We start from the raw sequence: 20,809 nt of genomic DNA on the forward strand, positions 1-20,809 counted from the left end.
TGCCGTCTCCCGCAGATAATGGATCTCGTGGCGATGGTGTTGCTGGTCGAGGACGACCCCTCGGTGCGTGAAGGACTCGGGCTGGCGTTGCGCCGTCAGGGACACGACGTCCGAGCAGCGGGAACGGGTGAGGAAGGCGTCGAGAAGCTGCGCGAGTCCCGCCCCGACATCGTCGTCCTCGACATCATGCTGCCGGGCATCGACGGCTTCGAGACGTGCCGGCGGATGCGCTCGCACGCAGAGGTGCCGATCATCATGCTCACCGCGCGCGGCGACGACTTCGACGTGGTCGCGGGCCTGGAGGCGGGTGCGGACGACTACGTGGTCAAGCCCGTGGAACCGCGCGTGCTGGAGGCCCGGATCCGCGCCGTGCTGCGGCGGACCGTCGCCGAGCCGTCGTCGGTCGAACGGCACGGCTCGCTGGTGATCGATCGGGCAGGCTTGCAGGTGCTCAAGAACGACGTGAAGGTCGGGCTGACCCCGACCGAGCTGAAGCTGCTGCTCGAACTGTCCCGCACCCCCGGCCGCGTGCTGACCCGCCAGCAGATCCTCGAGGCGGTCTGGGAGCACGACTACCTCGGCGACTCGCGGCTGGTCGACGCGTGCGTGCAGCGGTTGCGCGCGAAGATCGAGGACGTGCCCTCCGAACCCGGCTACGTCCACACGGTGCGCGGCTTCGGGTACCGCTTCGGCCCCCGATGAGGTCGTTGCTGCGCGGCCTGCGCCCGAGGCTGATGGCCGCGTTCCTGCTGCTGACGGTGCTGGGCGCGGTGGGAGCCGCGGGCGCCTCCTACGCGACCGCCCGCACGTTGCTGCTGGAGGACGCGCAGGACAACTTCATGAACCCGCTCGTGCAGGACGTCCGCGACTACGCGCACCGCCTGACCGTGCCGCCGGCGCAGGAGGACCTCGACGGCTTCGGCTCCTACCTGCGCGGCTCCGCGGTCGTCGTTTACGAGAGCCTGCGCTCCACCAGCGGCCCCGACCCGTCGTTCGTCCCCGCCGAGATGCGCGAGATGCTCAAGACGAGCAGGACCATCCTCTGGCAGCGCCGCACGGACCTGACCGATCCGTACGTCGTCGTGGGCATTCCACTGGTCCGTGCGGACGGCACGCCCACCGGCGTGGAGGTGTGGGCGCTGCTGTACCTGCGGGGCCCGCAGACCGCCATCGACAGCTTCTCCACGGCCGCCTGGGTGGGCGTCAGCCTCGTGCTCCCCCTGGCCCTGGGCCTCGCGCTGTTCACCGCACGCGGCGTGCTGCGCCCAGTCCGCCGTCTCGGCGCCGCCGCCCGCGCACTGGGGTCCGGCCGCCTGGACACCCGCGTCGACGTGCGCGGCTCCGACGAGCTCGCGGACCTGGCCCGCACGTTCAACCAGGCCGCCGAACAGCTGGAAGCCTCCCAGGCCGCCTCCCGCCGCTTCGTGGCCGACGTGTCGCACGAACTGCGCACGCCCCTGACGGCGATGAACGCCGTGACCGCCGTGCTGGACGAGGACGCGGACACGCTGCCGCCCGACACGGCCGTCGCGGCCCGCCTGGTCTCCGCCGAGACCCGCAAGCTGACCCGCCTGGTCAACGACCTGATGGAGATCTCCCGCTTCGACGAGGGCCGCAACCTCCTCGAACTGGACGACTGGGACATCGGCACCGCGGTCCGCGACACCCTGGCCGCCCGCGGCTGGGCCACGTCCGTCGAGGCGTCCCTGCCCGAGGGCGTGGTGGCCAGGGTCGACCGCCGCCGTCTGGACGTCATCGTCGCCAACCTCGTGGGCAACGCGCTGAAGCACGGCGGCGTCCCGGTGCGGGTGTCCGTGCGGCCGGGTGTCATCGAGGTGGCCGACCACGGCCCCGGCATCCCGGAGGACGCCCTCCCCCACATCTTCGACCGCTTCTACAAGGCAGACACGGCCCGCTCCCGTTCCGAGGGCAGCGGACTGGGATTGGCGATCGCATGGGAGAACGCACGCCTGCACGGCGGCACCATCGAGGCGGCCAACGCGCCCTCGGGCGGCGCGGTCTTCACGTTGCGCTTGCCCTCGTGACCCTCACGGCCTGCGGCATCCGCCCGACCCCGGTCCTCACCGGAGCCGAGGCACCGACGGTCTCGTCGCACTCGCTGACCATCTACCTCGTGACGGCCGGCCGCGACGGCCTGGTGCGCCGCACCCGCGACTACACCGGCACCGTCGACATCACGACCGCGATGAACCTGCTGCTGGCCGGCCCGAACGACGAGGAGAAGAAGCTGGGCCTGGTGACCGAACTGCCCGCGACGTCCTCCAAGGCGGTTCCGGTGCTGGACGTGATCGTGATGCCGGAGGACGTCGCGCCACCGTCGACGAAGTGGGGGGTCCTCCAGGTGCACTGCACGGCGCTGGCGAGCCGCGCGAAGGTGGCCGGGGTGGCCCCGGTTCCCGACGAGTACTGCCCCTAGCGTTCCAGTGCCAGGAACGCGCTGATCGCGGCGTGGAAGTCCTCCTGCGCCGGGTCGTCCGCGTAGCCGTCCACCTGAAAGCGGTACGGCCCCGAGTCCTGCAATCTCCACGGGGCGATCATATGGAGGCGGGACGCACCGGCGGCCGTGGTGCCGGAACCGGTCGGCCCACGCCCAAGCGGAGCCCCCGGCGGACACACCCGTGCGTCCCCGCCCGCCGGTCCTCCCAAGGCGAGGAACACCGGCATGTGATGACCCCAGCCGAGTGGCACATCGTCCGGAGTCAAACGAGTTGCACGTAGGCAACCACACGACCGGCGCACGCCGGTACCGAACGGTGCCGGATCGAGCCGAAAGTTACGCCCGCGCGGCGAGTGCCGCGGCCAGCGCGGCGCGCATGGCCTCCTGCGGCGCGGGCTTGCCGGTGAACTGCTCGAACTGCCCGAAAGCCTGGTGCAGCAACATGTCCAGCCCGGTGGCCAGGCGGCTCCCGGAGGCCTCCACGGCCTTCGCCACCGGCGTCGGCCACGGGTGGTAGATGACGTCCAGCACGTAGGGCGCCCGCGCCAGCGAGCCGGCCAGCGGCACGGTGGCCTCGGCGGGCACCGTCGACACGACCACGTCCGCCGCACCGGCCAGCACGGCCAGGTCCACAGAGGACAACTCCAGCACCTCGACGGAGACACCGACCCGCGACGCCGTCTCCACCGCCTCCGCCGCGCGCGCGGGATCGCGCACCACCAGGGAGGCCGAGGAGATCCCGAGTTCGGCGAACCCGGCCAGCGCCGCCGTGGCCGTGCCGCCCGCACCCAGCACGACGCCGTGCGAGCCGCCGGGGAAACCCTTCTCCCGCAACGCTCCCACGACACCGTCCACGTCGGTGCAGTCGGCGTGCCACTCGGAACCGTGGCGCACCAACGTGTTCGCCGCTCCCACCGCCGTCGCCCGCGCGGTCACGACCGACGCGAACGCCAGCGCGGCGCGTTTGGTCGGCATCGTGCAGGACAGGCCCGCCCACTCCGGTCCCAGCGACGAGACCAGAGCGGGGACGCCGGCCGCGGAGCACTCCAGGCGGGTGTACTCCCAGTCGAGGCCCAGCTCGGCGTACGCGGCGTTGTGCAGGACGGGGGAAAGCGAGTGCTCGATCGGCGAACCGATCACCGCCGCCTTGCGCACCACTAGTAGACGCCCTCCCGCTGAGCCTTCTGGTCGTTCGCGTTGTGCTCTTCGAACGTGTTCGCGAAGCACGACGTGCCGTCCTTCTGGCACTTCACGAAGAACAGGATCTCGCCGCCCTCCGGCTTGATCGCCGCGGCGATCGCCTGCTGCGACGGCGAGCCGATCGGGGTCGGCGTCAGGCCGGGGTTGATGTAGGTGTTGTACGGCTGCTGCGCGTTGCGGTCCGCGTCGGACGTGCGGATGTGCGGCTGGTTGTTCTTGTAGTTGATGGTCGAGTCGAACTGCAGCGGCATCGGCTGCGGCTTCGCGAGCCGGTTGTAGATCACCTGCGAGACCTTGCCGAAGTCCTTCTCGATGGCTTCCTTCTCGATCAACGAGGCGATGACGAGGACCTCGTAGGGACGGAAGCCGGTGTTCATGGTGCCGCCGGGAATGCCCGCGCCCTGCAGCTTCTGGGCCGAGGACACGATGACGCTGCGGATCAGCTCCACCGCCGTGACACCGGGCTTGACCTGGTAGACGCCGCGCATGATCAGGCCTTCGAGGCGGAACTGCGGGTCGGCGCGCTTCACGTCCGCCAGCGCCCAGTCCGGCACACCGAGGGCGACCGGGTCGGTCTGCTCGGCGGCGGCCTTGATCTCGTCGGCGGTCAGGCAGACCTTCGCGCCGTCCTTCTCCGTGCAGCTCGCGGCGGCGAGCTTGGAGTAGATGCCCGGGACGGTCTTGCCGTCGGCCTGGATGTCGGTGAGCTTCAGGCCACCGACGATCTGGACGGCCGGGACCCTGGTCTTCGGGTCGATCATGCGGGCCACCGCGTTCTGGCCCGACATCTTCGTCTTCATCAGGTAGAAGCCGGGCTGGATCGACGTCACGCGGGTGTCGGTCTTGCTGGCCTCGGTGAACGCGCGCGCGGAAGCGACCACGCCGTTGTCGTACAGGGTCGACGCGATCTTGCTGACCGGGTCGCCGTCCTGGACCTCGACGATGGCGTCGACCTCGCCGCTGCCCTCGTAGTCCTCGAACGAGCCGATGCCGCGCAGCTCCTGGTAGCCGTAGTAGGCACCGCCCATGCCCACGGCGAGAATCAACACGACGACCAGCCACAGGACCGTCTTCTTGCGCTTCTTCGCCTTGGCGCGGGCGTTGTCACGCTCGCGTTCGCGCTTCCTGACCGGCCTCCGCTCATCAGCTTCGGGGTCGGTGAACAACCCGAGATCGTCGCCGCTCACGCCTCGTCCTTTCGGGCGGGCACCGAACGTGCCCGTGCGTCCAGCCAAGATTGCAGGATCTCGACAGCAGCAGCCTGGTCGACCACGGCTCGCTGCTTCTTGCCCTTCACACCGCGCTGTGCCAGCACCCGGCTCACCACGACCGTCGTCAGGCGTTCGTCGCAGAGCCGCACCGGCACCGGGGCGATGCGTCCGGCCAAGGCCGCAGCGTACGCCGTCGCTGCCTCCGCCGCGGGGCCGTGTCTGCCGGCCAATGTCTTCGGCAGGCCGACCACGACCTCCACTACCTCATGCTCGGCCACGAGACGTACGAGTTCCGTGAGGTCCGAGCCGTTCTTCTGGTCGCGTTGCAGGGTGACCAGCGGCGTCGCCAGGAACGGTGCCGGATCGCTGAGGGAGACCCCCACGCGAACCGATCCGACGTCGACGCCGAGCCTCCGTCCGAGGCCCGGATCGTCGACACCGGGAACATCAGCGCTGTTCAAGCACCTTGTCCAGTTCGTTCGTCAGGGCCGTGATGGCGTCGGTGACGCCGGCCGGGTTGGTGCCGCCGCCCTGGGCGAGGTCAGGCTTGCCACCACCGCGGGCGGCGATGGCCGGGCCGAACACCGGGACGAGCTTGCCGGCGGCGAGCCCCAGGTCGCGGGCGGCGGCCGTGGTGGCCACCACGAAGCTGACCTTGTCGCCGTCGACCGAGAACAGGGCCACCACACCGGGCTTGCTGCCCAAGCGGTTGCGGACCTCACCGCCGAGCGTGCGCAGGTCGTTGCCCGGCACGCCCTCCAGGCCCAGGGCCACGAGCGACAGGCCGCGGATGTCGAGGGCCTTGTCGGCGAGGGCGCCGGCGTTGCCCAGCAGCTCGGCGGCGCGGACCTTCTCCAGCTCCTTCTCGGCGGACTTCAGGCGCTCGACCAGCGACTCGATCCGCTCGGGCAGGCCGTCGGAGCCGACCTTGAGCATGTCGGAGAGGTTCTGCACGATGGCGCGTTCCTTGGCCAGGAACCGCATGGCCTCGATGCCGACGTAGGCCTCCAGGCGGCGCACGCCGGAACCGACCGAGGACTCACCCAGCAGGGTGATCGGGCCGATCTGCGACGAGTGCTCGACGTGGGTGCCACCGCACAGCTCGCGCGACCACTCGCCACCGATCTCGACGACGCGCACGGTCTCGTCGTACGTCTCGCCGAACAGGGCGACGGCACCCATGTCCTGGGCACCGGCCATGTCGGTGTAGACGACGCTGACCGGCAGGTCCTTGCGCACGGCGAGGTTCGAGACCTCCTCGATCTCGCTCTTGGCCTCGGCGGACAGGCCACCGGTCCAGGCGAAGTCGAGGCGCAGGTAGCCGGGCTTGTTGTACGAACCGCTCTGCAGGGCCGACGGGCCGAGCACGTGCCGCAGGGCGGCGTGCACGACGTGCGTGCCCGAGTGGCCCTGGCGGGCACCGACGCGCCACTCCGGGTCGACGCGGGCCTCGACGTGCTCGCCCTCGCTGATCTCGCCGGACCGGACGCGCACCTGGTGCACCCACAGCTTGCGGGAGACCTTCTGCACGTCGAGCACCTCGAGCTCGGCGTTGGCCGTGACGATGCTGCCGGCGTCGGACTCCTGGCCACCGGACTCGGCGTAGAGCGGCGTGCGGTCGAGGACGACCTCGACGATGTCGCCCTCGCGAGCCGACTTCACCCGCTGGCCGTTCAGCACGATGCCGCGCAGCGTGGCCTCGGAGGCGAGCTCGGTGTAGCCGGTGAACTCGGTCGGGCCCTGCTCCAGCAGCTCGCGGTACACCGACTGGTCGCCGTGGCCGGTCTTCTTGCCGGCGGCGTCGGCCTTGGCGCGGGCGCGCTGCTCGGCCATCAGCTTGCGGAACCCGTCCTCGTCCACGGACAGGCCGGCCTCGGAGGCCATCTCCAGCGTGAGGTCGATCGGGAAGCCGTACGTGTCGTGCAGCTGGAAGGCCTTGTCACCGGGCAGCGTGGCGCGGCCGTCGGACTTCACCTCGGCGGCGGCGCCCTCGAAGATCCGCGAACCGGCGTCGAGGGTGCGCAGGAACGTGTCCTCCTCGGCCTTGAGCACCTGCTGGATGCGGGCGAACCCGCTGACCAGCTCGGGGTAGGCCTCGCCCATCGAGTCGCGGACGACCTCGGCGAACTGCTGCAGCACCGGCTCGTTCACGCCCAGCAGGCGGCTGCTGCGCACGATGCGGCGCAGCAGGCGGCGCAGCACGTAGCCGCGGGCCTCGTTGCCGGGCGTGACGCCGTCGCCGACCAGGAGCACGCCGCTGCGGGCGTGGTCGGCGATGACGCGGAAGCGGACGTCGTCGACCTCGTTGGTGCCGTACTTGCGGCCGGAGAGCTCCTCGGCCTTGTTGATGACGGCGCGGACCAGGTCGGTCTCGTAGACGTTGTCGACGCCCTGCAGCAGGTAGGCGACGCGCTCGACGCCCATGCCGGTGTCGATGTTCTTCGACGGCAGCTCACCGAGGACCGGGTAGTCCTTCTTGGCACCGCCCTCGCCGCGGACGTTCTGCATGAAGACGAGGTTCCAGATCTCCAGGTACCTGTCCTCGTCGACTACCGGGCCGCCCTCCTTGCCGTACTCGGGGCCGCGGTCGTAGTAGATCTCCGAGCACGGGCCGCACGGGCCGGGGACGCCCATCGACCAGAAGTTGTCCTCGACGCCGCGGCGCTGGATGCGCTCCAGCGGCATGCCGGCGACCTTCTGCCACAGCTCGATGGCCTCGTCGTCGTCCAGGTAGACCGTCACCCAGATGCGCTCGGGGTCGAAGCCGTAGCCGCCCTCGTCCTGGGACTTGGTGATCAGCTCCCAGGCGAGCCGGATGGCGTCTTCCTTGAAGTAGTCGCCGAGCGAGAAGTTGCCGGCCATCTGGAAGAACGTGAGGTGGCGCGTGGTCTTGCCGACCTCGTCGATGTCGGGCGTGCGCACGCACTTCTGGATGCTCGTCATCCGCGGGGCGGGCGGCGGGGCCTCACCGAGGAAGTACGGCTTGAAGGGCACCATGCCGGCGTTGACGAACAGCAGGTTCGGGTCGTCGAGCAGGAGAGAGGCGCTGGGGATGTACTTGTGCCCGGCGTTCTCGAAGTGCTCGCGGAAGCGCTTGATGATCTCGTGGGTCTGCACGGGAAGTTCCTTGTGTGTTGCTGGGGAATAGTCAGGGCATGGTCACGAGGCGAACGGTGCTAGTGCTTCCCGTTCGCCCTGGGCGCTCGGCGCCCCGGCGTGAATCCCGTCTGACGTTCCACGGTGTCCTGCAACTCCTGTTCCCGTTCGGCCATTCCCGCGCGCACCTCGGCCCCGAAGGAACCGATGGCGCCGGCGAGTTCGCGCAGGCCTTCACCCACGTTAGCGCCGATGCCGGCAGGAGTCGCCTGCTTAGTGACCTCGGAGGCCTTCTTCGCGGCGAACAGCCCTGCCGCGGCGCCCAGTCCGAACCAGAAGAGACGGCTCACTTCGCACCTTGCCTGGGGCGGCGCTTGGAGTGCTTGTTCGGCTGTTCGGCGGCCTTGCGGCGCGCCTTGACGGCCTTGCTCACGCCGTAGGACAGCGCGGCGGCCTTGACCAGCGGACCGCCGAGAGTGGCGGTGAACAGGCTGGTGAGCGCCGAGACGTTGCCCGTGACGGCGCGCGCGTTGGCCGTGATGCCGTCGACGCGTTCGAGCTGCGTGTTCACGTGTGTGAGCGTCGTGTTGGCCTCGGTGAACAACGGGTCCGTGTTCTCATGCGCCTTGCGCATCGCGATCGTGGCCTCGTCGAAGAAGCGCGCGGCCTTGATCGCCACGACCCCGACGATGAGCACGAGCAGCACGAAAGCACCGGCGGCGAGCCACCCTGGCGACACGGATCCTCCTGGTGAACAGGCGTTCGGGCTTGGTTGCGGGTGAGATTACCGGGTGGGTCCGACACCCGGCTGGGCGGCACCAGTCGTTGATCTTCAACGACCTGTGGTGCCGTCGATCTGCTCGCGGAGGATGTCGGCGTGGCCCGCGTGCCGGGCGGTCTCGGCGGTCATGTGCGCGACGACCCACCTCAGCGACTTCGGCGCGCCGTCGATCGGGACCGCCGTCGGGGCCTCGGGACGGGCGGCGGCCTCGATCGCCCTGTCGCTGTCCGCGATGGCGGCGCGGTAGTCGCCGACCACCTCGTCCGCCGGCCTGTCCCGCGGCACGGTCATGCTCAGGGCGTCGTCCCCGGGATCCTCTCCACCGGCAAGGGTGTGGGCGAACCAGTAGCGCTCGGCTCCGGCCAGGTGCTGGACCAGCCCCAGGATCGAGGTGCCGCTGGCGACGAGCGGCCTGCGCAGCTGCTCGTCGGTGAGGCCTTCCGTCTTCTTGAGGATGCAGTGCCGCTGGAACGTGAGGAACGCGCGCGCGGTGTCGAGTTCGCCGGTGTCGACACGGGGCACCGGCTCGCGCTGGGTCTCCTGCATGACGAGAACGTACGGGACCGCTCATTGACGCACGGCCGTCACAGCCTGTGAAATACCCGTCACCCATGGCTTGACAGCGGCGGCCTTGCCAATGGAAGTTAGGCAATCCTAAGTTGATCCGCGCAGGAGGCCTCGTGAAGCCGGTGTCGCACCTGGACTCCTATCGGCTCCAGCTCATGGCGGACGCCCCGCCGGTCCCGGACCTGCCGATGCCGTGGGACGCCCGCGTGGCGCGGCCGGACGGGTACGACCTGCACCTCGTGCACCGCTGGAACCAGGCACCGCACGTGGCGGCGTTCCGGCGGCAGGCGTGGACGTTGCCGCAGTGGGAGCGCCGGCTGGCGGAACTGCTGGCGGGGGACGACGTCCGGCCGGTGCTGATCGGCTGGCACGGCCGTCCGGTGATCTACACCGAGATCTACCGCGCGGCCAGGCACGCCGTCGCCCGCTGCTACCAGGCGCGGCCGCACGACCTCGGGCTGGACCTCGCCGTCGGCGAGCTGGCGATGACCGACCGCGGACTCGTGCGGTCGCTGCTCCCCAGGCTCACCGACGCGCTGTTCGAGGCCGACCCGCACTGCACGCGCATCGTGCTCGAACCGGACGTGCGCGACACACGGGCCATCAGCTCGTTCGAGGCCGGCGGGTTCGTGGCCGCGGACGAGATCATGCTGCCCGGCAAGCTCGCACTGCTGATGGTCTGCAAGCGTTAGAAAGCAGTGATGTCCTGCGGTGCACGCTCTTTGCGGCTCAAAGCACGCACCACGTCGATCGCGCGGTGCTTGTTGAGCGCCATGCGGGTCAGCAGGTCGATGACCGTTTCGCTGACGTGGCGGGGGAACTCGGGCGTGTCCAGCCCGACGCTCACCGCGAGGTCGTCGGAGTGCACGACGAACTCCATCAGCCTGCTGACGAGGTAGTCGTCCAGCGGCACCGCCCAGGGGCCCCAGTGCGGCATGCGAACGCCCCGGTTCTCCATGGTGGGCAACGACTTCGCGAGTTCGTCGAGGGTCTGCTCGAACCGGTCGCAGAGGGCGCCGTGCCCCTCCGCCGCGAGCTTCTCGCCGCCCGCGCGGATGCGGGTGTGGAACTCGGAGTCGACGTCGAGGTCGGTCCACTTGGCCCGGTCGTAGTGCTCCATCAGGGAGACGACCGGCTCGTCACCGGGCGGGGTCGCGATCATGCCCGGCAACGGCAGCGCCTGGTAGGCCACGTGCCCGGCCAGGCCGCTCACGCCGAACTCCGGCAGGGCGCTCGGCTGGTCCCAGTGCCGCGCGACCTGCTGGTGGCGCAGGAGTTCCAGGGCGATGCGGGCCGAGGTCAGGAAGTCTTCTCTGATCGTCACCTGGCCGAAGTTACTCGTGACGAGGGCGCTGGTCGCCGGAAATCGCTGCACGCGTGTACGTCGATCACGCGCGGACCGCCAAGCGGTTCTACTCGCCCCTGATCACCCTGCGCAGCCGCGGCAGCCGCTCCGCCACGGCGCGCTCGTTGCCGCGCCCGGTCGGCTCGTAGTAGTCGCGCCCCACCAGGTCGTCCGGCGCGTACTGCTGCGTCAGCACGCCCTCGGGCACGTCGTGCGGGTACCGGTAGCCCTGCGCGTTGCCCAGCTTCGCCGCGCCCGCGTAGTGCCCGTCCCGCAGGTGCGCGGGCACGGAGCCGATGGCGCCCTTGCGCACGTCCTCGATGGCGGCGTAGATCGCGGTGGTCACGGCGTTGGACTTCGGCGCGGTGGCGAGGTGGATCGTGGCCTGCGCGAGGTTCAGGGTGCACTCGGGCAGCCCGATGAGCTGCACGGCCTGTGCCGCCGCGACGCACGTCTGCAACGCCGTCGGGTCGGCCATGCCGACGTCCTCGCTGGCGTGGATCACCAGCCGCCGTGCGATGAAGCGCGGGTCCTCCCCCGCCTCGATCATCCGCGCGAGGTAGTGCAGGGCCGCGTCGACGTCCGAGCCGCGGATCGACTTGATGAAGGCCGACGTCACGTCGTAGTGCTGGTCGCCGTCGCGGTCGTAGCGCACCGCCGCCTTGTCCACGGTGGACTCCAGCAGCTCCAGCGTGATCACGCCGTCGTTCGACGCCAGCGCCGAGTCCGCGGCGGCCTCCAGCGCCGTGAGCGACCGGCGGGCGTCACCACCGGCCAGGCGGATCAGGTGGTCCTCCGCGTCCGGTTCCAGCACCACGGACCCGCCCAGGCCGCGTTCGTCGGACACCGCTCGCTGGATCACCGCGCGCACGCCGTCGTCGGTCAGCGACCTGAGCTGCAGCACGAGCGAACGCGACAGCAGCGGTGACACGACCGAGAAGAACGGGTTCTCCGTGGTGGCCGCGACGAGCAGCACGATCCGGTCCTCGACCGCGCCCAGCAGGGCGTCCTGCTGCGTCTTGGAGAACCGGTGGACCTCGTCGATGAACAGCACCGTCGACTCGCCGGACCGGACCAGGCGGCGGCGGGCCTCGTCGATGACCGCCCGCACCTCCTTGACCCCGGCAGACAGCGCCGACAACGCGACGAACCGGCGGCCGGTCGCCTTCGACACCAGGGTCGCGAGCGTCGTCTTGCCGGTGCCGGGAGGGCCGTAGAGCATCACGGACGCCGGTGTGGCGCCCTCGACCAGGCGGCGCAGCGGGGCGCCGGGCCCGAGCAGGTGGTCCTGGCCGACGACCTCGTCCAGCGTGGCCGGACGCATCCGCACGGCCAGCGGGGCGTTGGCCGCGATGCGCTGGGCCTTCTCCTCGTCGGTCGCGCCGAAGAGGCCCTCGTCGAACAGACCTTCGCTCATGCGTTCGAGCCTAGGACATGTGCGAGGATCGCGTTCCGTGCCCATCCCTCGTGCCGTGCTGCTCGCCGGACCCTCCGGCTCAGGCAAGTCGACACTCGCCGCCCACCTCGGCTGGCCGGTGCTGCGCCTCGACGACTTCTACCGCGACGGCGACGACCCGCTGCTCCCCCGCGACGAGCACGGAAGGGCCGACTGGGACGACGTCGGCTCGTGGAACGCCGGCAAGGCGCTGCGGGCGGTCATCGAGCTGTCGGACACGGGCAGGGTCGAGGCGCCGGTCTACTCGATCAGCGAGGACCGCGCGGTCGGCACCCAGACGATCGAGCTCGGCGGCGCGCCCGCGTTCATCGCGGAGGGCCTGTTCGCGGACCTGCTGGTCCAGGGCGCGAGAGAGGCCGGGGTGCTCCGGGACGCGATCGTGCTCGCGCCGAGCCCGCCCGTCACGTTCGTGCGCCGGTTCGCGCGTGATGTGGCCGAGGCCCGCAAGCCGGTGCCGACGCTGGTCAGGCGCGGCCTTCGGCTCATGCGCGAGCAGCCGCAGGTCGTGAAGAGATGCGTCAGCGCGGGCATGCGGCGCACGACGCCGGCCAGGGCGCGGACCGAGCTCGTTTCGTGATCGGGTTGCCCGGTGCCGGTGGCCCTGATCTGGCAGGATGCCGCTCACACCACTACCGGGGGTAGCCGAGATGTCCGAGACGCCGGGCTGGTCTTCACCCGACCAGCCGCAGAACCAGCCGCAGCAGCAGCAGCCCCAGCACGGGCAGCAGCAGTACGGCTACAACGCCCCTCTGCCTCCCGCGCAGCCGACGATCAAGCCCGGCGTCATCCCGCTGCGCCCGCTGGCGCTCGGCGAGATCATCGACGGTGCCGTCACGACGATGCGGCGCTATCCGAAGCTGATCATCGGCGCGGCCGCGGTCGTCGCCGCCGTCACGCAGATCGTCGCCCTGCTCGTGCAGCTGCCGTTCCTCGCCGACCTCTCCACCGCGCTCGACCCGAACGCGGCGCCGTCGCGGGACGAGGTGCTCGGCGTCTTCGCCAGCATTCTCGGCGGCACGCTGCTCGGCGTCGTGTTCCAGCTGGTCGGCACGGTGTTCCTGTCGGGCTTCATCACGGTCGTCGCGGGCCACGCCGTGCTGGGCAGGCAGGTGACGTTCGCCCAGGCTTGGGAGGAGTTCAAGCCCCGGCTGCTCCCGCTGCTCGGCGCGACGCTGCTCTACGGCCTCCTGATCATGGCCGCCCCGGTCGTGCTGGGCCTGCTCGGCGTGCTGGCGGACTCCGGCTGGGCGCTCGCTCTCGGCCTGTTGGTCGCCTTCCTGCTGGCGGTGTGGCTGTGGGTGCTGTTCTCCCTGGTCACGCCCGCGCTGGTGCTGGAGCGCTGCGGCGTCGGCACCGCTTTCGGCCGGTCCAGGAAGCTCGTGACCGGCGCGTGGTGGCGCACCTTCGGCATCCTGCTGGTCGCCGGCCTGATCGCCGCGGTGATCAGCTGGATCATCGGCCTGCCGTTCGAGTTGCTGGGCCGGGCGACCACCGGCTTCGACACCGACCCCGCCGCCCTGGTGAGCGCGGGCTACCTGATCATGATCACGCTGGGCTCCATCATCGCCTCGACGATCGCGCTCCCGTTCAGCTCCGCGGTCAGCGTGCTCGTCTACGTCGACAGGCGGATGAGGTCCGAGGGCATGGACATCGAACTCCAGCGGGCCGCGGGGCATGGCGGCAGCTGACGTACCGGTAGATCTCGGCCGCGACGAGGCGAGGGAGGCGGCCGTCCGGGAGCTCCGCGACCCGGCGTACGTCTCCGACGACCTGAACCCGCTCGAACGCGCCATCGACTGGGTGCTGACCCGCCTCGGCGAGCTGTTCGCCGGGGCGGGTGGCATGAGCGGCATCACCGCGATCACGGTCGTCGTGGCCGTGGTGGTGCTGGCCGTGATCGTCATCCGGCTCCGGGTCGGGGCCACCGCCCGCGCTCTGCGGCCGGACGGCTCCGTGTTCGGCTCGACCACCATGACCGCGGCGGAGCACCGGGCCGCCGCCGAGAAGGCCGCGGCGGCCGGTGATCTGGCCGAGGCCGTGCGCGAACGCTTCCGCGCGGTGGTGCGCGAACTGGAGCAACGCGGCGTGCTCGACGCACGGGCCGGTCGCACCGTGGACGAGGTCGCTTTCGAAGCGGGCCAGGCACTTCCGGTGCTCGCCGACGACCTGCGCGGCGCGGCGGTGCAGTTCGACGACGTCTGGTACGGCGGCAGGCCCGCGACGGTGGAGGGGTATCAGAGGGTGGTCTCCGTGGACGGCAAGGTGCGCGGATGACGGCGGTCTCCCCCGACGCCCCGAGGATCTGGACCGCGGCGCGCGGACCCGTGCTGATCGGCGTGATCATCCTCTTCGCGGCGATCGTCATCACGTTGCTGCGCGGCGCCGGCGAGGGCGGCGCGCTCGACCCCCGGTCGTTCCGGCCGGAGGGCAGCCACGCGGTCGCCCGGCTGCTGGAGCAGAACGGCGTGCGCGTCGAGCTCACCGACAATGCGTCCGCTGTGGACGGTGCGACGCTGTTCGTGACGCAGCCGAACCTGATCGACCCGCAACGGCTCGCGGACCTGAGCCGCCGGGCCTCCGCGACCGTGCTCCTCGCGCCCGCTCCTGGGACGAGCCGGCTGGAGCCCGAGACCCGTCAGCCCGGCTGCCCGCTGGCGGACAGGGCCGGTCCGGCGACCATGGGCGGGTTCACCTACGAGGGCGAGCAGAGTTGCTACGACTCGACGCTGGTCCGCACCGGCACCGTCACGACGATCGGCTACGGCGGGATCTTCACCAACCGCGACATCGACGAGGAAGGCAACGCGGCACTCGCGTTGTCGTTGCTGGGCCAGCACGAACGGCTGGTCTGGTACGTGCCGTCGGCCGCGGACCGGTCGCAGCAGAAGTCGTTCACCGACCTGATCCCCGACGGCTGGAAGTACGGCGCCCTGCAACTCGGTGTCGCGGCCGTGCTGATCGCGTTGTGGCGGGCGCGCAGGCTCGGCCGCGTGGTGCCCGAACCGCTTCCGGTCGTGGTGCGCGCCGCCGAGACCGTGGAGGGCAGGGCGCGGCTGTACCGCCGCTCGCACGCCGCCCCGCACGCCGCCTCCGTGCTGCGGCAGGCCACGCGGGACCGGCTGGCACCGCTGCTGGGCGTGCCGCACGGCGACGATCCGTCCGAGGAGATCGCCCGCAGGACTTCGCGTCCCGTCACTTCGGTGCGGGCGCTGCTCTACGACAAGGAGCCGGTGGACGACCGGGGGTTGGTCGCACTGGCTCACTCGCTCGATGCTCTGGAGAACGAGGTGCGCAAGGCATGACGGCAGTGGTCACCACCGAGGAAGCCCGTACGGCGCTGGTGGCGTTGCGCGCGGAGATCGGCAAGGCCGTGGTGGGCAACGACGCCGCCGTGACGTCGTTGATCCTCGCGTTGCTGTGCAAGGGACACGTGCTGTTGGAAGGTGTTCCGGGCGTCGCGAAGACGTTGCTCGTGCGTGCTCTTGCGCGCGCGTTGGACCTGTCCACGACGCGTGTGCAGTTCACGCCGGACCTGATGCCCGGCGACCTGACGGGGTCGCTGGTCTACGACTCGCACAACGCGGCGTTCTCGTTCCGCGAGGGCCCGGTGTTCACGAACCTGCTGCTCGCCGACGAGATCAACCGGACGCCGCCGAAGACGCAGTCCGCGCTGCTGGAGGCGATGGAGGAACGGCAGGTCTCCGCCGACGGCAAGACCCGGCCGCTGCCGGCGCCGTTCATCGTCGTGGCGACGCAGAACCCGGTGGAGTACGAGGGCACCTACCCGTTGCCCGAGGCGCAGCTCGACCGGTTCCTGCTCAAGGTGACGATGCCGATCCCGGCACGGGAGCACGAGATCGACGTGCTGACGCGGCACGCCTCCGGCTTCGACCCGCGTGACCTGTCCTCGTTGAACCCGGTCGCGAGCGCGGCACACCTGGAGGCGGGAACGGCGGCCGTGCGCGCGTTGACCGTGGCTCCTGAGGTGATCGCGTACGTCGTCGACGTGTGCCGTGCGACCCGTCAGTCTCCGGCGGTGCGTTTGGGCGTTTCTCCCCGTGGCGCAACGGCTCTGCTGGCTGCCGCACGCGCGTGGGCGTGGCTCTCGGGCCGTGACTACGTGACGCCGGACGACGTGAAGGCTCTCGCACGGCCCGCGTTGCGGCATCGGCTGGAGCTGCGCCCGGAGGCCGAACTGGAGGGCGTGACGGCGGACGGCGTGCTGGACGGCGTGCTCGGCGCTGTTCAGGTGCCGCGCTGACGTGGCGCTCACGGGCCGCGCGGGACTGCTCGCGCTCATCGGGGTTCTCGTCGTCGGGCTTCTCCTGCCGTCGTGGCAAGGGATTCTCGTCCTGTTCGGCCTTCTGGTGCTGGGCGTGGCCGTCGACCTGGTGTTGGCGGCCGGTGTGCGGCAGTTGACGTTCTCGCGCGCGGGGGCGACCTCGGTGCGCACAGGTGAGCCGTGTGTGGTGCAGCTGACCGTGCACAACCCTGGCCGTCGGCTGCGTGGCGTTCTTCGTGACGCATGGGCGCCTTCTGCCGGTGTGGTCGTCGATCGGGTCGCGGTCGACGTGCCCGCTGGTGGTTCGCGTGTGCTGTCTTTCGAACTACGGCCTGTGCGACGTGGCGATCGCGTTGCGGACCGCGTGACCGTGCGTTCCCACGGCCCGTTGGGCATCGCGGCACGGCAGGGCTCACACGTCGTGCCGTGGACGGTGCGCGCGCTGCCGCCGTTCCACAGCCGCCGTCACCTTCCTCCCCTGCTGGAACGCCTGCGCGAACTCGACGGCCGCCGCGCCTCGTTGATCCGTGGCGCCGGCACGGAGTTCGACTCGCTGCGCTCGTACGTCATCGGTGACGACGTGCGCTCGATCGACTGGCGGGCGTCGGCTCGCTCGTCGGACGTCGTGGTGCGCACCTGGCGGCCCGAACGCGACCGGCAGGTGACGATCGTGCTCGACACCGCTCGCACCTCAGCGGGCCGCGTGGACGGCGCTCTCGGCGGCCTGCCGCGCCTCGACACGGCGATGGACGCCGCGTTGTTGTTGTCCGCCTTGGCATCGCAGGCCCGCGATCAGGTCGACTTCCTGGCGTTCAGCCAGCAGGTGCGTGCCTCGGTACCGCGGGCCAAGCTGCCCGTCCTGGTGCAGGCCATGGCACCGCTGGAGGCCGAACTGGTCGAGTTCGACGCCCGCGGTGCCGTCGCCGAGGTGCTCCGCCGCGCCGGTCGCCGCTCGCTGGTCGTGCTGCTGACGGCGCTGGAGCCGTCGATCGAGCACGGCCTGCTGCCGCTGCTGCCGGCGTTGGCCACGCGACACCACCTGCTGATCGCGTCGGTGTCCGACCCGGCCGTGCACGCGATGGCGGCCGGACGGGGCGACCTGGAGGCCGTGTACGGGGCCGCCGCCGCGGAACGCACTCTGGCCGAACGCCGGCGTCTCACCGCGTTGCTCGCACGGCACGGTGTCGACGTCGTGGACGCACTGCCCGACGACCTGCCACGCGCTCTCGCGGACCGCTATCTCGCGCTGAAAGCCGCCGGCAAGCTCTGAGGTTGATGAGGGGAGCTTAGACGGCGACGGGCGCGACGTCCTCGCGTTCGCTCGCGTCCATGTCACCGGTCTCGCCCTGCCGCGCGGCCCGGCGTCCGATCACGAAGACGTACAACAGGAACAGCATCTCGGCCACCACACCGATGCCGACGCGGGCCCACGTCGGCAGCCCGGAGGGCGTCACGAACCCTTCCAGCACACCGGACACGAGCAACACCACGACCAGCCCGAGCGCGACCGCGACGACCGACCGCCCCTCCGTGGCGAGGGCCTGGGCGCGGGTGCGCTTGCCGGGGTCGATCACCTGCCAGCCCAGCCGCATGCCGATGCCCGCCGCGACGAACACGGCCGTGAGTTCCAAGAGCCCGTGCGGCGCCAACAGTCCGAGGAACACTCCTCCACGGCCCGCACCGAACATCAGCCCGATGCCGACGCCCACGTTGAGGGCGTTGGTGAAGAGCAGGTAGACCGGCGGGATCGCGAACAGCACGCCGAGCAACAGGCAGGCCGCGGCGACCCAGGCGTTGTTCGTCCACACCTTCGCCGCGAACGAGCCGGCGGGGTCGCTGGAGTAGTAGGACTCGTACCCGCCGCCGACCCTCGTCATCTCCCGGATCTCGTCCGGCGCGGCGATGCTCGCCTGCACGTCCGGGCTGGACGCGATCCACGCCGCGATGATGCCTGTGACCAGGTAGAACGCGACCCCGGCCGGTACCCACCACCGCCAGCCGAGGTAGATCGCGGCGGGCAGCCGGTGCGTGAAGAAGCGCGTGAACGTCCGCCAGGCCGGCGTGTGCGTGCCCGTCAGCACCGACCGCGCCCGGGCGACCAGCGCCGAGAGCCGTTCGACCGTGGCCGGGTCCGGCATCTGGCTGCGCACGACCGACAGGTGCGTCGTCACCCGCTGGTAGAGCTCGATCAGCTCGTCGGCCTCGGCCCCGCTGAGCTTCCCGGACTGCCTGACCAGGTGGTCGAGCCGCTGCCACGACTCGCGGTGGCGATCGATGAAGACGTCCAGATCCACGATGAGTCACACTATCCGCGTGGGGGACCTCGTCACCGGTGAAGCCGTAGTTCTGGACCTGCGCGTCGCACAACTCGCCAGCAGGGCGGTCGCGTACGCGATCGACGTGGCGGTGCAGTTGGGCCTGCTGTTCGTCCTGTTCCTGATCGCGCCGATCGAACTCGACAACGCGCTGCAGGACGCGCTCGCGCTCACGCTGCTGATAGCCGTGATGATCGGCTTTCCGACGGCGATGGAGACCGCGACGCGGGGCCGTTCGCTCGGCAAGCTCGCCATGGGCCTGCGCGTGGTGCGCGACGACGGCGGCGCGATCCGCTTCCGCCACGCCCTGGTGCGCTCGCTCACCGGGTTCATCGTGGACTTCTGGGTCCTCGGCCTGGGCGGCTCGATCGCGCTGTTCGTCTCGCTCTTCTCGCCGCAGGGCAAGCGGGTCGGCGACTACCTGGCCGGCACCGTGGTGATCCACACCCGCGTGCCGCACCAGGAGGTGGAGCTCGCCACGATGCCGCCGCAGCTCGCGCAGTGGGCGTCGGGGCTCGACCTGTCGCAGCTGCCGGAGGAGCTGGTGCTGGCGGCGCGGCAGTACCTGAGCCGCTATGGCGAGCTGAACGAGCAGGCGCGGTGGGACCTGGGGTCGCGGCTGTCGGCCGATGTCGGCGCGGCGATCCGGTCGCCGCGGGTCGAGCAGACGCATCCGCACCCGTACCTGTCGGCGGTGCTTGCGGAGCGCCGGCGCCGCGCGGCCGCCTAAGCGTTCGCCAGACGAAGGCGCTCGGCCGCTTGCTCGCGCACGGCGTCACCTGACGGCGTGCCCGAGCCGTGCAGGACCTCCCACCGCGCGTTGTGCAAGGCGGTCCACATGCTCCCGGCCCACGCGATCTCCACCTCCTCCGCGGAGAACGCCCGTCCGCGGACGTGCTGGTAGGTCTCGAGGAACGCCGCCGAGCTCTCGACCGGCACCAGACCCGGCGGCGGCGTGTTGGCGAACGCGCCGGACGCGGCACCGGCCAGAGCCGCTTCCGGTTGCCACGCCAGGCTGTCCCAGTCGTGCACGGCCAGCACCTCGCCGTCCTGCCAGCGGAGGTTCTGCGCCTCGAAGTCGGCGTGGCCCAGCACGCACGGCAGCGAGGTGGCCAGCAACCGCTGGCGCACGCGGGAGGCCGTCTCCGAGACGAGGGACGGCACCACGCTCTGGTCCCGCGCGTCGAGGAAGTCGATCGCCGGCCAGAGACCGGGATCGGTGTGGTCCCAGCGGGCCCAGCGCGGTGACGGGAGTGGCGGCGGGACGGAGATGTCGGCCAGCAGGGCCATCAGCCGCGCGAACACGGCCGCGTAGCGGCGAGCGACCTCCGGGGTCGAGCCGGGCAGCATCTCCCCGCCGGGCAACGGTTCCTCGGCGTGCACGGCCAGCCCGTCCGCGACCACGACCGGTGTCAGCGGACGGGGGCACGGGAACCCCCGCGACGCCAGCGACGCCTGCGCGGCCACGCACGACGCGGCACGGCCGTCGTCCGGGCGGGCCTTCACGTAGACCTCGCGGCCGTCGGCCAGGCGCACGCCGGAGACCGTGGAGATCGACACCCTCTCGCAGAGGATCTCGGCCACGGGACTTCCCAGCTCCGACGAGCACCAGGCGGACAGGCCGAAGGTCATGCGCCGAGGAGTTCCTGCAGCAGCAACGGGTTCATGTAGTCGTCGTAGCGGACGATCTCGCCGTCGCGCAAGTGGATGATCCCGACGGCGGTGAACGTGTAGTAGTCCTGCTTCACCTTCGACCAGCCGCGGTGGGTGAACTCGGCGACGACGACGTCCGGGTCGTCGGTGAGCCTGGTGATCGCCTCCACGTGCTGGACCTCGATCTTCTCGCGGACGCGGGCGCCCCTCATCCTGTCGAAGTAGGCGCGGATCGCGGCCCTGCCCCTGATCTCCGGCTCCTGGAACGGCGCGGGGAAGCGGTAGGCCATCACCCCGTCCTCGGTGAACAGGTCGGCGAACGAGTCGTGGCCCTGCTCCCCCGCCACCTGGCGCCGGACGTGCTCCACGATCTGTGCTGGTGTGCGTGTCATGGTGTGCCCCTCGTAGAATTGGAACGGTGACCCCGGTTAGCAACATGCGGAAC

The 20,809-nt window shown here is 70.8% G+C and carries 24 protein-coding genes; 11 read left to right on the top strand and 13 right to left on the bottom strand.

Features of this window, described 5'->3' with window-relative positions:
• The first annotated feature begins 27 nt into the window (after positions 1–27).
• Genes AB0M48_RS34530 through AB0M48_RS34540 form a run of 3 tightly spaced genes read left to right on the top strand, consistent with a single transcriptional unit; the run spans position 28 to position 2,437 of the window.
• A complete protein-coding gene (locus AB0M48_RS34530; RefSeq protein WP_363849850.1) occupies positions 28–702 on the top strand; it encodes a response regulator transcription factor in 675 nt (224 codons plus the stop codon).
• Positions 699–2,045 carry an ATP-binding protein gene (locus tag AB0M48_RS34535; RefSeq protein WP_363849852.1) on the top strand — a complete coding sequence of 449 codons (1,347 nt, stop codon included), beginning with the start codon at positions 699–701 and terminating at the stop codon, positions 2,043–2,045. Before AB0M48_RS34530 ends, AB0M48_RS34535 begins: the two co-directional genes overlap by 4 nt.
• On the top strand, positions 2,042–2,437 hold the full coding sequence (locus AB0M48_RS34540) for a hypothetical protein (RefSeq protein ID WP_363849854.1): 396 nt from the start codon (positions 2,042–2,044) through the stop codon (positions 2,435–2,437). The genes AB0M48_RS34535 and AB0M48_RS34540 overlap by 4 nt, the downstream gene beginning before the upstream one ends.
• Here AB0M48_RS34540 and AB0M48_RS34545 read toward each other — a convergent pair.
• The 8 genes from AB0M48_RS34545 to AB0M48_RS34580 all read right to left on the bottom strand — a co-directional run bounded on the left by AB0M48_RS34545 (position 2,434) and on the right by AB0M48_RS34580 (position 9,292).
• On the bottom strand, positions 2,434–2,559 hold the full coding sequence (locus AB0M48_RS34545; RefSeq protein WP_363849856.1) for a hypothetical protein: 126 nt from the start codon (positions 2,557–2,559) through the stop codon (positions 2,434–2,436). The genes AB0M48_RS34540 and AB0M48_RS34545 overlap by 4 nt on opposite strands.
• Before the next feature lie 235 nt (positions 2,560–2,794).
• Positions 2,795–3,616 (bottom strand): shikimate dehydrogenase, encoded by an 822-nt coding sequence (locus tag AB0M48_RS34550; protein WP_363849858.1) that lies wholly within the window; start codon positions 3,614–3,616, stop codon positions 2,795–2,797.
• Entirely contained in the window at positions 3,616–4,845 is a 1,230-nt protein-coding gene (gene mltG, locus AB0M48_RS34555; protein ID WP_363849860.1) for an endolytic transglycosylase MltG, read from the bottom strand. Before mltG ends, AB0M48_RS34550 begins: the two co-directional genes overlap by 1 nt.
• On the bottom strand, positions 4,842–5,330 hold the full coding sequence (gene ruvX, locus AB0M48_RS34560; protein WP_363849862.1) for a Holliday junction resolvase RuvX: 489 nt from the start codon (positions 5,328–5,330) through the stop codon (positions 4,842–4,844). The genes mltG and ruvX overlap by 4 nt, the downstream gene beginning before the upstream one ends.
• Positions 5,317–7,986, bottom strand: coding sequence for an alanine--tRNA ligase (alaS, locus tag AB0M48_RS34565; RefSeq protein WP_363849864.1), 2,670 nt, complete (start codon positions 7,984–7,986; stop codon positions 5,317–5,319). The genes ruvX and alaS overlap by 14 nt, the downstream gene beginning before the upstream one ends.
• Before the next feature lie 59 nt (positions 7,987–8,045).
• On the bottom strand, positions 8,046–8,315 hold the full coding sequence (locus tag AB0M48_RS34570) for a hypothetical protein (protein ID WP_266034646.1): 270 nt from the start codon (positions 8,313–8,315) through the stop codon (positions 8,046–8,048).
• The gene (locus AB0M48_RS34575) at positions 8,312–8,704 is read right to left on the bottom strand and encodes a DUF948 domain-containing protein (protein WP_363849865.1); all 393 of its coding nucleotides are present in this window, start codon (positions 8,702–8,704) and stop codon (positions 8,312–8,314) included. Before AB0M48_RS34575 ends, AB0M48_RS34570 begins: the two co-directional genes overlap by 4 nt.
• Before the next feature lie 93 nt (positions 8,705–8,797).
• The gene (locus AB0M48_RS34580; protein ID WP_363849867.1) at positions 8,798–9,292 is read right to left on the bottom strand and encodes a DinB family protein; all 495 of its coding nucleotides are present in this window, start codon (positions 9,290–9,292) and stop codon (positions 8,798–8,800) included.
• Positions 9,293–9,426: 134 nt separating this feature from the next.
• On the opposite strand from AB0M48_RS34580, the gene AB0M48_RS34585 reads away from it, so the two are divergent.
• Positions 9,427–10,005, top strand: a complete 579-nt coding sequence (locus AB0M48_RS34585; RefSeq protein WP_363849869.1) for a GNAT family N-acetyltransferase — start codon at positions 9,427–9,429, stop codon at positions 10,003–10,005.
• On the opposite strand, the gene AB0M48_RS34590 is transcribed toward AB0M48_RS34585, so the two are convergent.
• Entirely contained in the window at positions 10,002–10,637 is a 636-nt protein-coding gene (locus tag AB0M48_RS34590; RefSeq protein ID WP_363849871.1) for a maleylpyruvate isomerase N-terminal domain-containing protein, read from the bottom strand. The genes AB0M48_RS34585 and AB0M48_RS34590 overlap by 4 nt on opposite strands.
• Before the next feature lie 88 nt (positions 10,638–10,725).
• Entirely contained in the window at positions 10,726–12,075 is a 1,350-nt protein-coding gene (locus AB0M48_RS34595) for a replication-associated recombination protein A (RefSeq protein ID WP_363849873.1), read from the bottom strand.
• Positions 12,076–12,112: 37 nt separating this feature from the next.
• Between AB0M48_RS34595 and AB0M48_RS34600 the strand changes: the two genes are divergently transcribed.
• The 6 genes from AB0M48_RS34600 (at position 12,113) to AB0M48_RS34625 (ending at position 17,666) form a co-directional block, all read left to right on the top strand.
• The gene (locus AB0M48_RS34600) at positions 12,113–12,691 is read left to right on the top strand and encodes a uridine kinase (protein ID WP_363849874.1); all 579 of its coding nucleotides are present in this window, start codon (positions 12,113–12,115) and stop codon (positions 12,689–12,691) included.
• Positions 12,692–12,761: 70 nt separating this feature from the next.
• Positions 12,762–13,802, top strand: coding sequence for a glycerophosphoryl diester phosphodiesterase membrane domain-containing protein (locus AB0M48_RS34605; RefSeq protein ID WP_363849876.1), 1,041 nt, complete (start codon positions 12,762–12,764; stop codon positions 13,800–13,802).
• On the top strand, positions 13,789–14,388 hold the full coding sequence (locus AB0M48_RS34610) for a DUF4129 domain-containing protein (protein ID WP_363849878.1): 600 nt from the start codon (positions 13,789–13,791) through the stop codon (positions 14,386–14,388). Before AB0M48_RS34605 ends, AB0M48_RS34610 begins: the two co-directional genes overlap by 14 nt.
• Positions 14,385–15,416 (top strand): DUF4350 domain-containing protein, encoded by a 1,032-nt coding sequence (locus AB0M48_RS34615; RefSeq protein ID WP_363849880.1) that lies wholly within the window; start codon positions 14,385–14,387, stop codon positions 15,414–15,416. Before AB0M48_RS34610 ends, AB0M48_RS34615 begins: the two co-directional genes overlap by 4 nt.
• Entirely contained in the window at positions 15,413–16,375 is a 963-nt protein-coding gene (locus AB0M48_RS34620; protein WP_363849881.1) for a MoxR family ATPase, read from the top strand. Before AB0M48_RS34615 ends, AB0M48_RS34620 begins: the two co-directional genes overlap by 4 nt.
• 1 nt (position 16,376) lies before the next feature.
• Entirely contained in the window at positions 16,377–17,666 is a 1,290-nt protein-coding gene (locus AB0M48_RS34625) for a DUF58 domain-containing protein (protein WP_363849883.1), read from the top strand.
• 16 nt (positions 17,667–17,682) lie between these two features.
• On the opposite strand, the gene AB0M48_RS34630 is transcribed toward AB0M48_RS34625, so the two are convergent.
• Entirely contained in the window at positions 17,683–18,690 is a 1,008-nt protein-coding gene (locus AB0M48_RS34630) for a stage II sporulation protein M (RefSeq protein WP_363849885.1), read from the bottom strand.
• A gap of 19 nt (positions 18,691–18,709) precedes the next feature.
• Here AB0M48_RS34630 and AB0M48_RS34635 point away from each other — a divergent pair, with 19 nt between their 5' ends.
• Positions 18,710–19,441, top strand: a complete 732-nt coding sequence (locus AB0M48_RS34635; RefSeq protein ID WP_363849887.1) for an RDD family protein — start codon at positions 18,710–18,712, stop codon at positions 19,439–19,441.
• Here AB0M48_RS34635 and AB0M48_RS34640 read toward each other — a convergent pair.
• Both AB0M48_RS34640 and AB0M48_RS34645 read right to left on the bottom strand, forming a co-directional pair.
• The gene (locus AB0M48_RS34640) at positions 19,438–20,343 is read right to left on the bottom strand and encodes a phosphotransferase (RefSeq protein ID WP_363849889.1); all 906 of its coding nucleotides are present in this window, start codon (positions 20,341–20,343) and stop codon (positions 19,438–19,440) included. The genes AB0M48_RS34635 and AB0M48_RS34640 overlap by 4 nt on opposite strands.
• On the bottom strand, positions 20,340–20,756 hold the full coding sequence (locus AB0M48_RS34645; protein WP_363849891.1) for a nuclear transport factor 2 family protein: 417 nt from the start codon (positions 20,754–20,756) through the stop codon (positions 20,340–20,342). The genes AB0M48_RS34640 and AB0M48_RS34645 overlap by 4 nt, the downstream gene beginning before the upstream one ends.
• Positions 20,757–20,809: the final 53 nt, after the last annotated feature.

Source organism: Lentzea sp. NPDC051208 (genome assembly GCF_040682435.1).
Lineage (GTDB): Bacteria > Actinomycetota > Actinomycetes > Mycobacteriales > Pseudonocardiaceae > Lentzea > Lentzea kristufekii.

What these genes read in the sequence shown, in the direction of transcription:
- AB0M48_RS34535 (WP_363849852.1), top strand. Translation starts at nt 699, where the DNA reads ATGAGGTCGTTGCTGCGCGGCCTGCGCCCGAGGCTGATGGCCGCGTTC.
- AB0M48_RS34545 (WP_363849856.1), bottom strand. Translation starts at nt 2,559, where the DNA reads ATGATCGCCCCGTGGAGATTGCAGGACTCGGGGCCGTACCGCTTTCAG.
- AB0M48_RS34580 (WP_363849867.1), bottom strand. Translation starts at nt 9,292, where the DNA reads ATGCAGGAGACCCAGCGCGAGCCGGTGCCCCGTGTCGACACCGGCGAA.
- AB0M48_RS34595 (WP_363849873.1), bottom strand. Translation starts at nt 12,075, where the DNA reads ATGAGCGAAGGTCTGTTCGACGAGGGCCTCTTCGGCGCGACCGACGAG.
- AB0M48_RS34605 (WP_363849876.1), top strand. Translation starts at nt 12,762, where the DNA reads ATGTCCGAGACGCCGGGCTGGTCTTCACCCGACCAGCCGCAGAACCAG.
- AB0M48_RS34610 (WP_363849878.1), top strand. Translation starts at nt 13,789, where the DNA reads ATGGCGGCAGCTGACGTACCGGTAGATCTCGGCCGCGACGAGGCGAGG.
- AB0M48_RS34615 (WP_363849880.1), top strand. Translation starts at nt 14,385, where the DNA reads ATGACGGCGGTCTCCCCCGACGCCCCGAGGATCTGGACCGCGGCGCGC.
- AB0M48_RS34620 (WP_363849881.1), top strand. Translation starts at nt 15,413, where the DNA reads ATGACGGCAGTGGTCACCACCGAGGAAGCCCGTACGGCGCTGGTGGCG.
- AB0M48_RS34640 (WP_363849889.1), bottom strand. Translation starts at nt 20,343, where the DNA reads ATGACCTTCGGCCTGTCCGCCTGGTGCTCGTCGGAGCTGGGAAGTCCC.
- AB0M48_RS34645 (WP_363849891.1), bottom strand. Translation starts at nt 20,756, where the DNA reads ATGACACGCACACCAGCACAGATCGTGGAGCACGTCCGGCGCCAGGTG.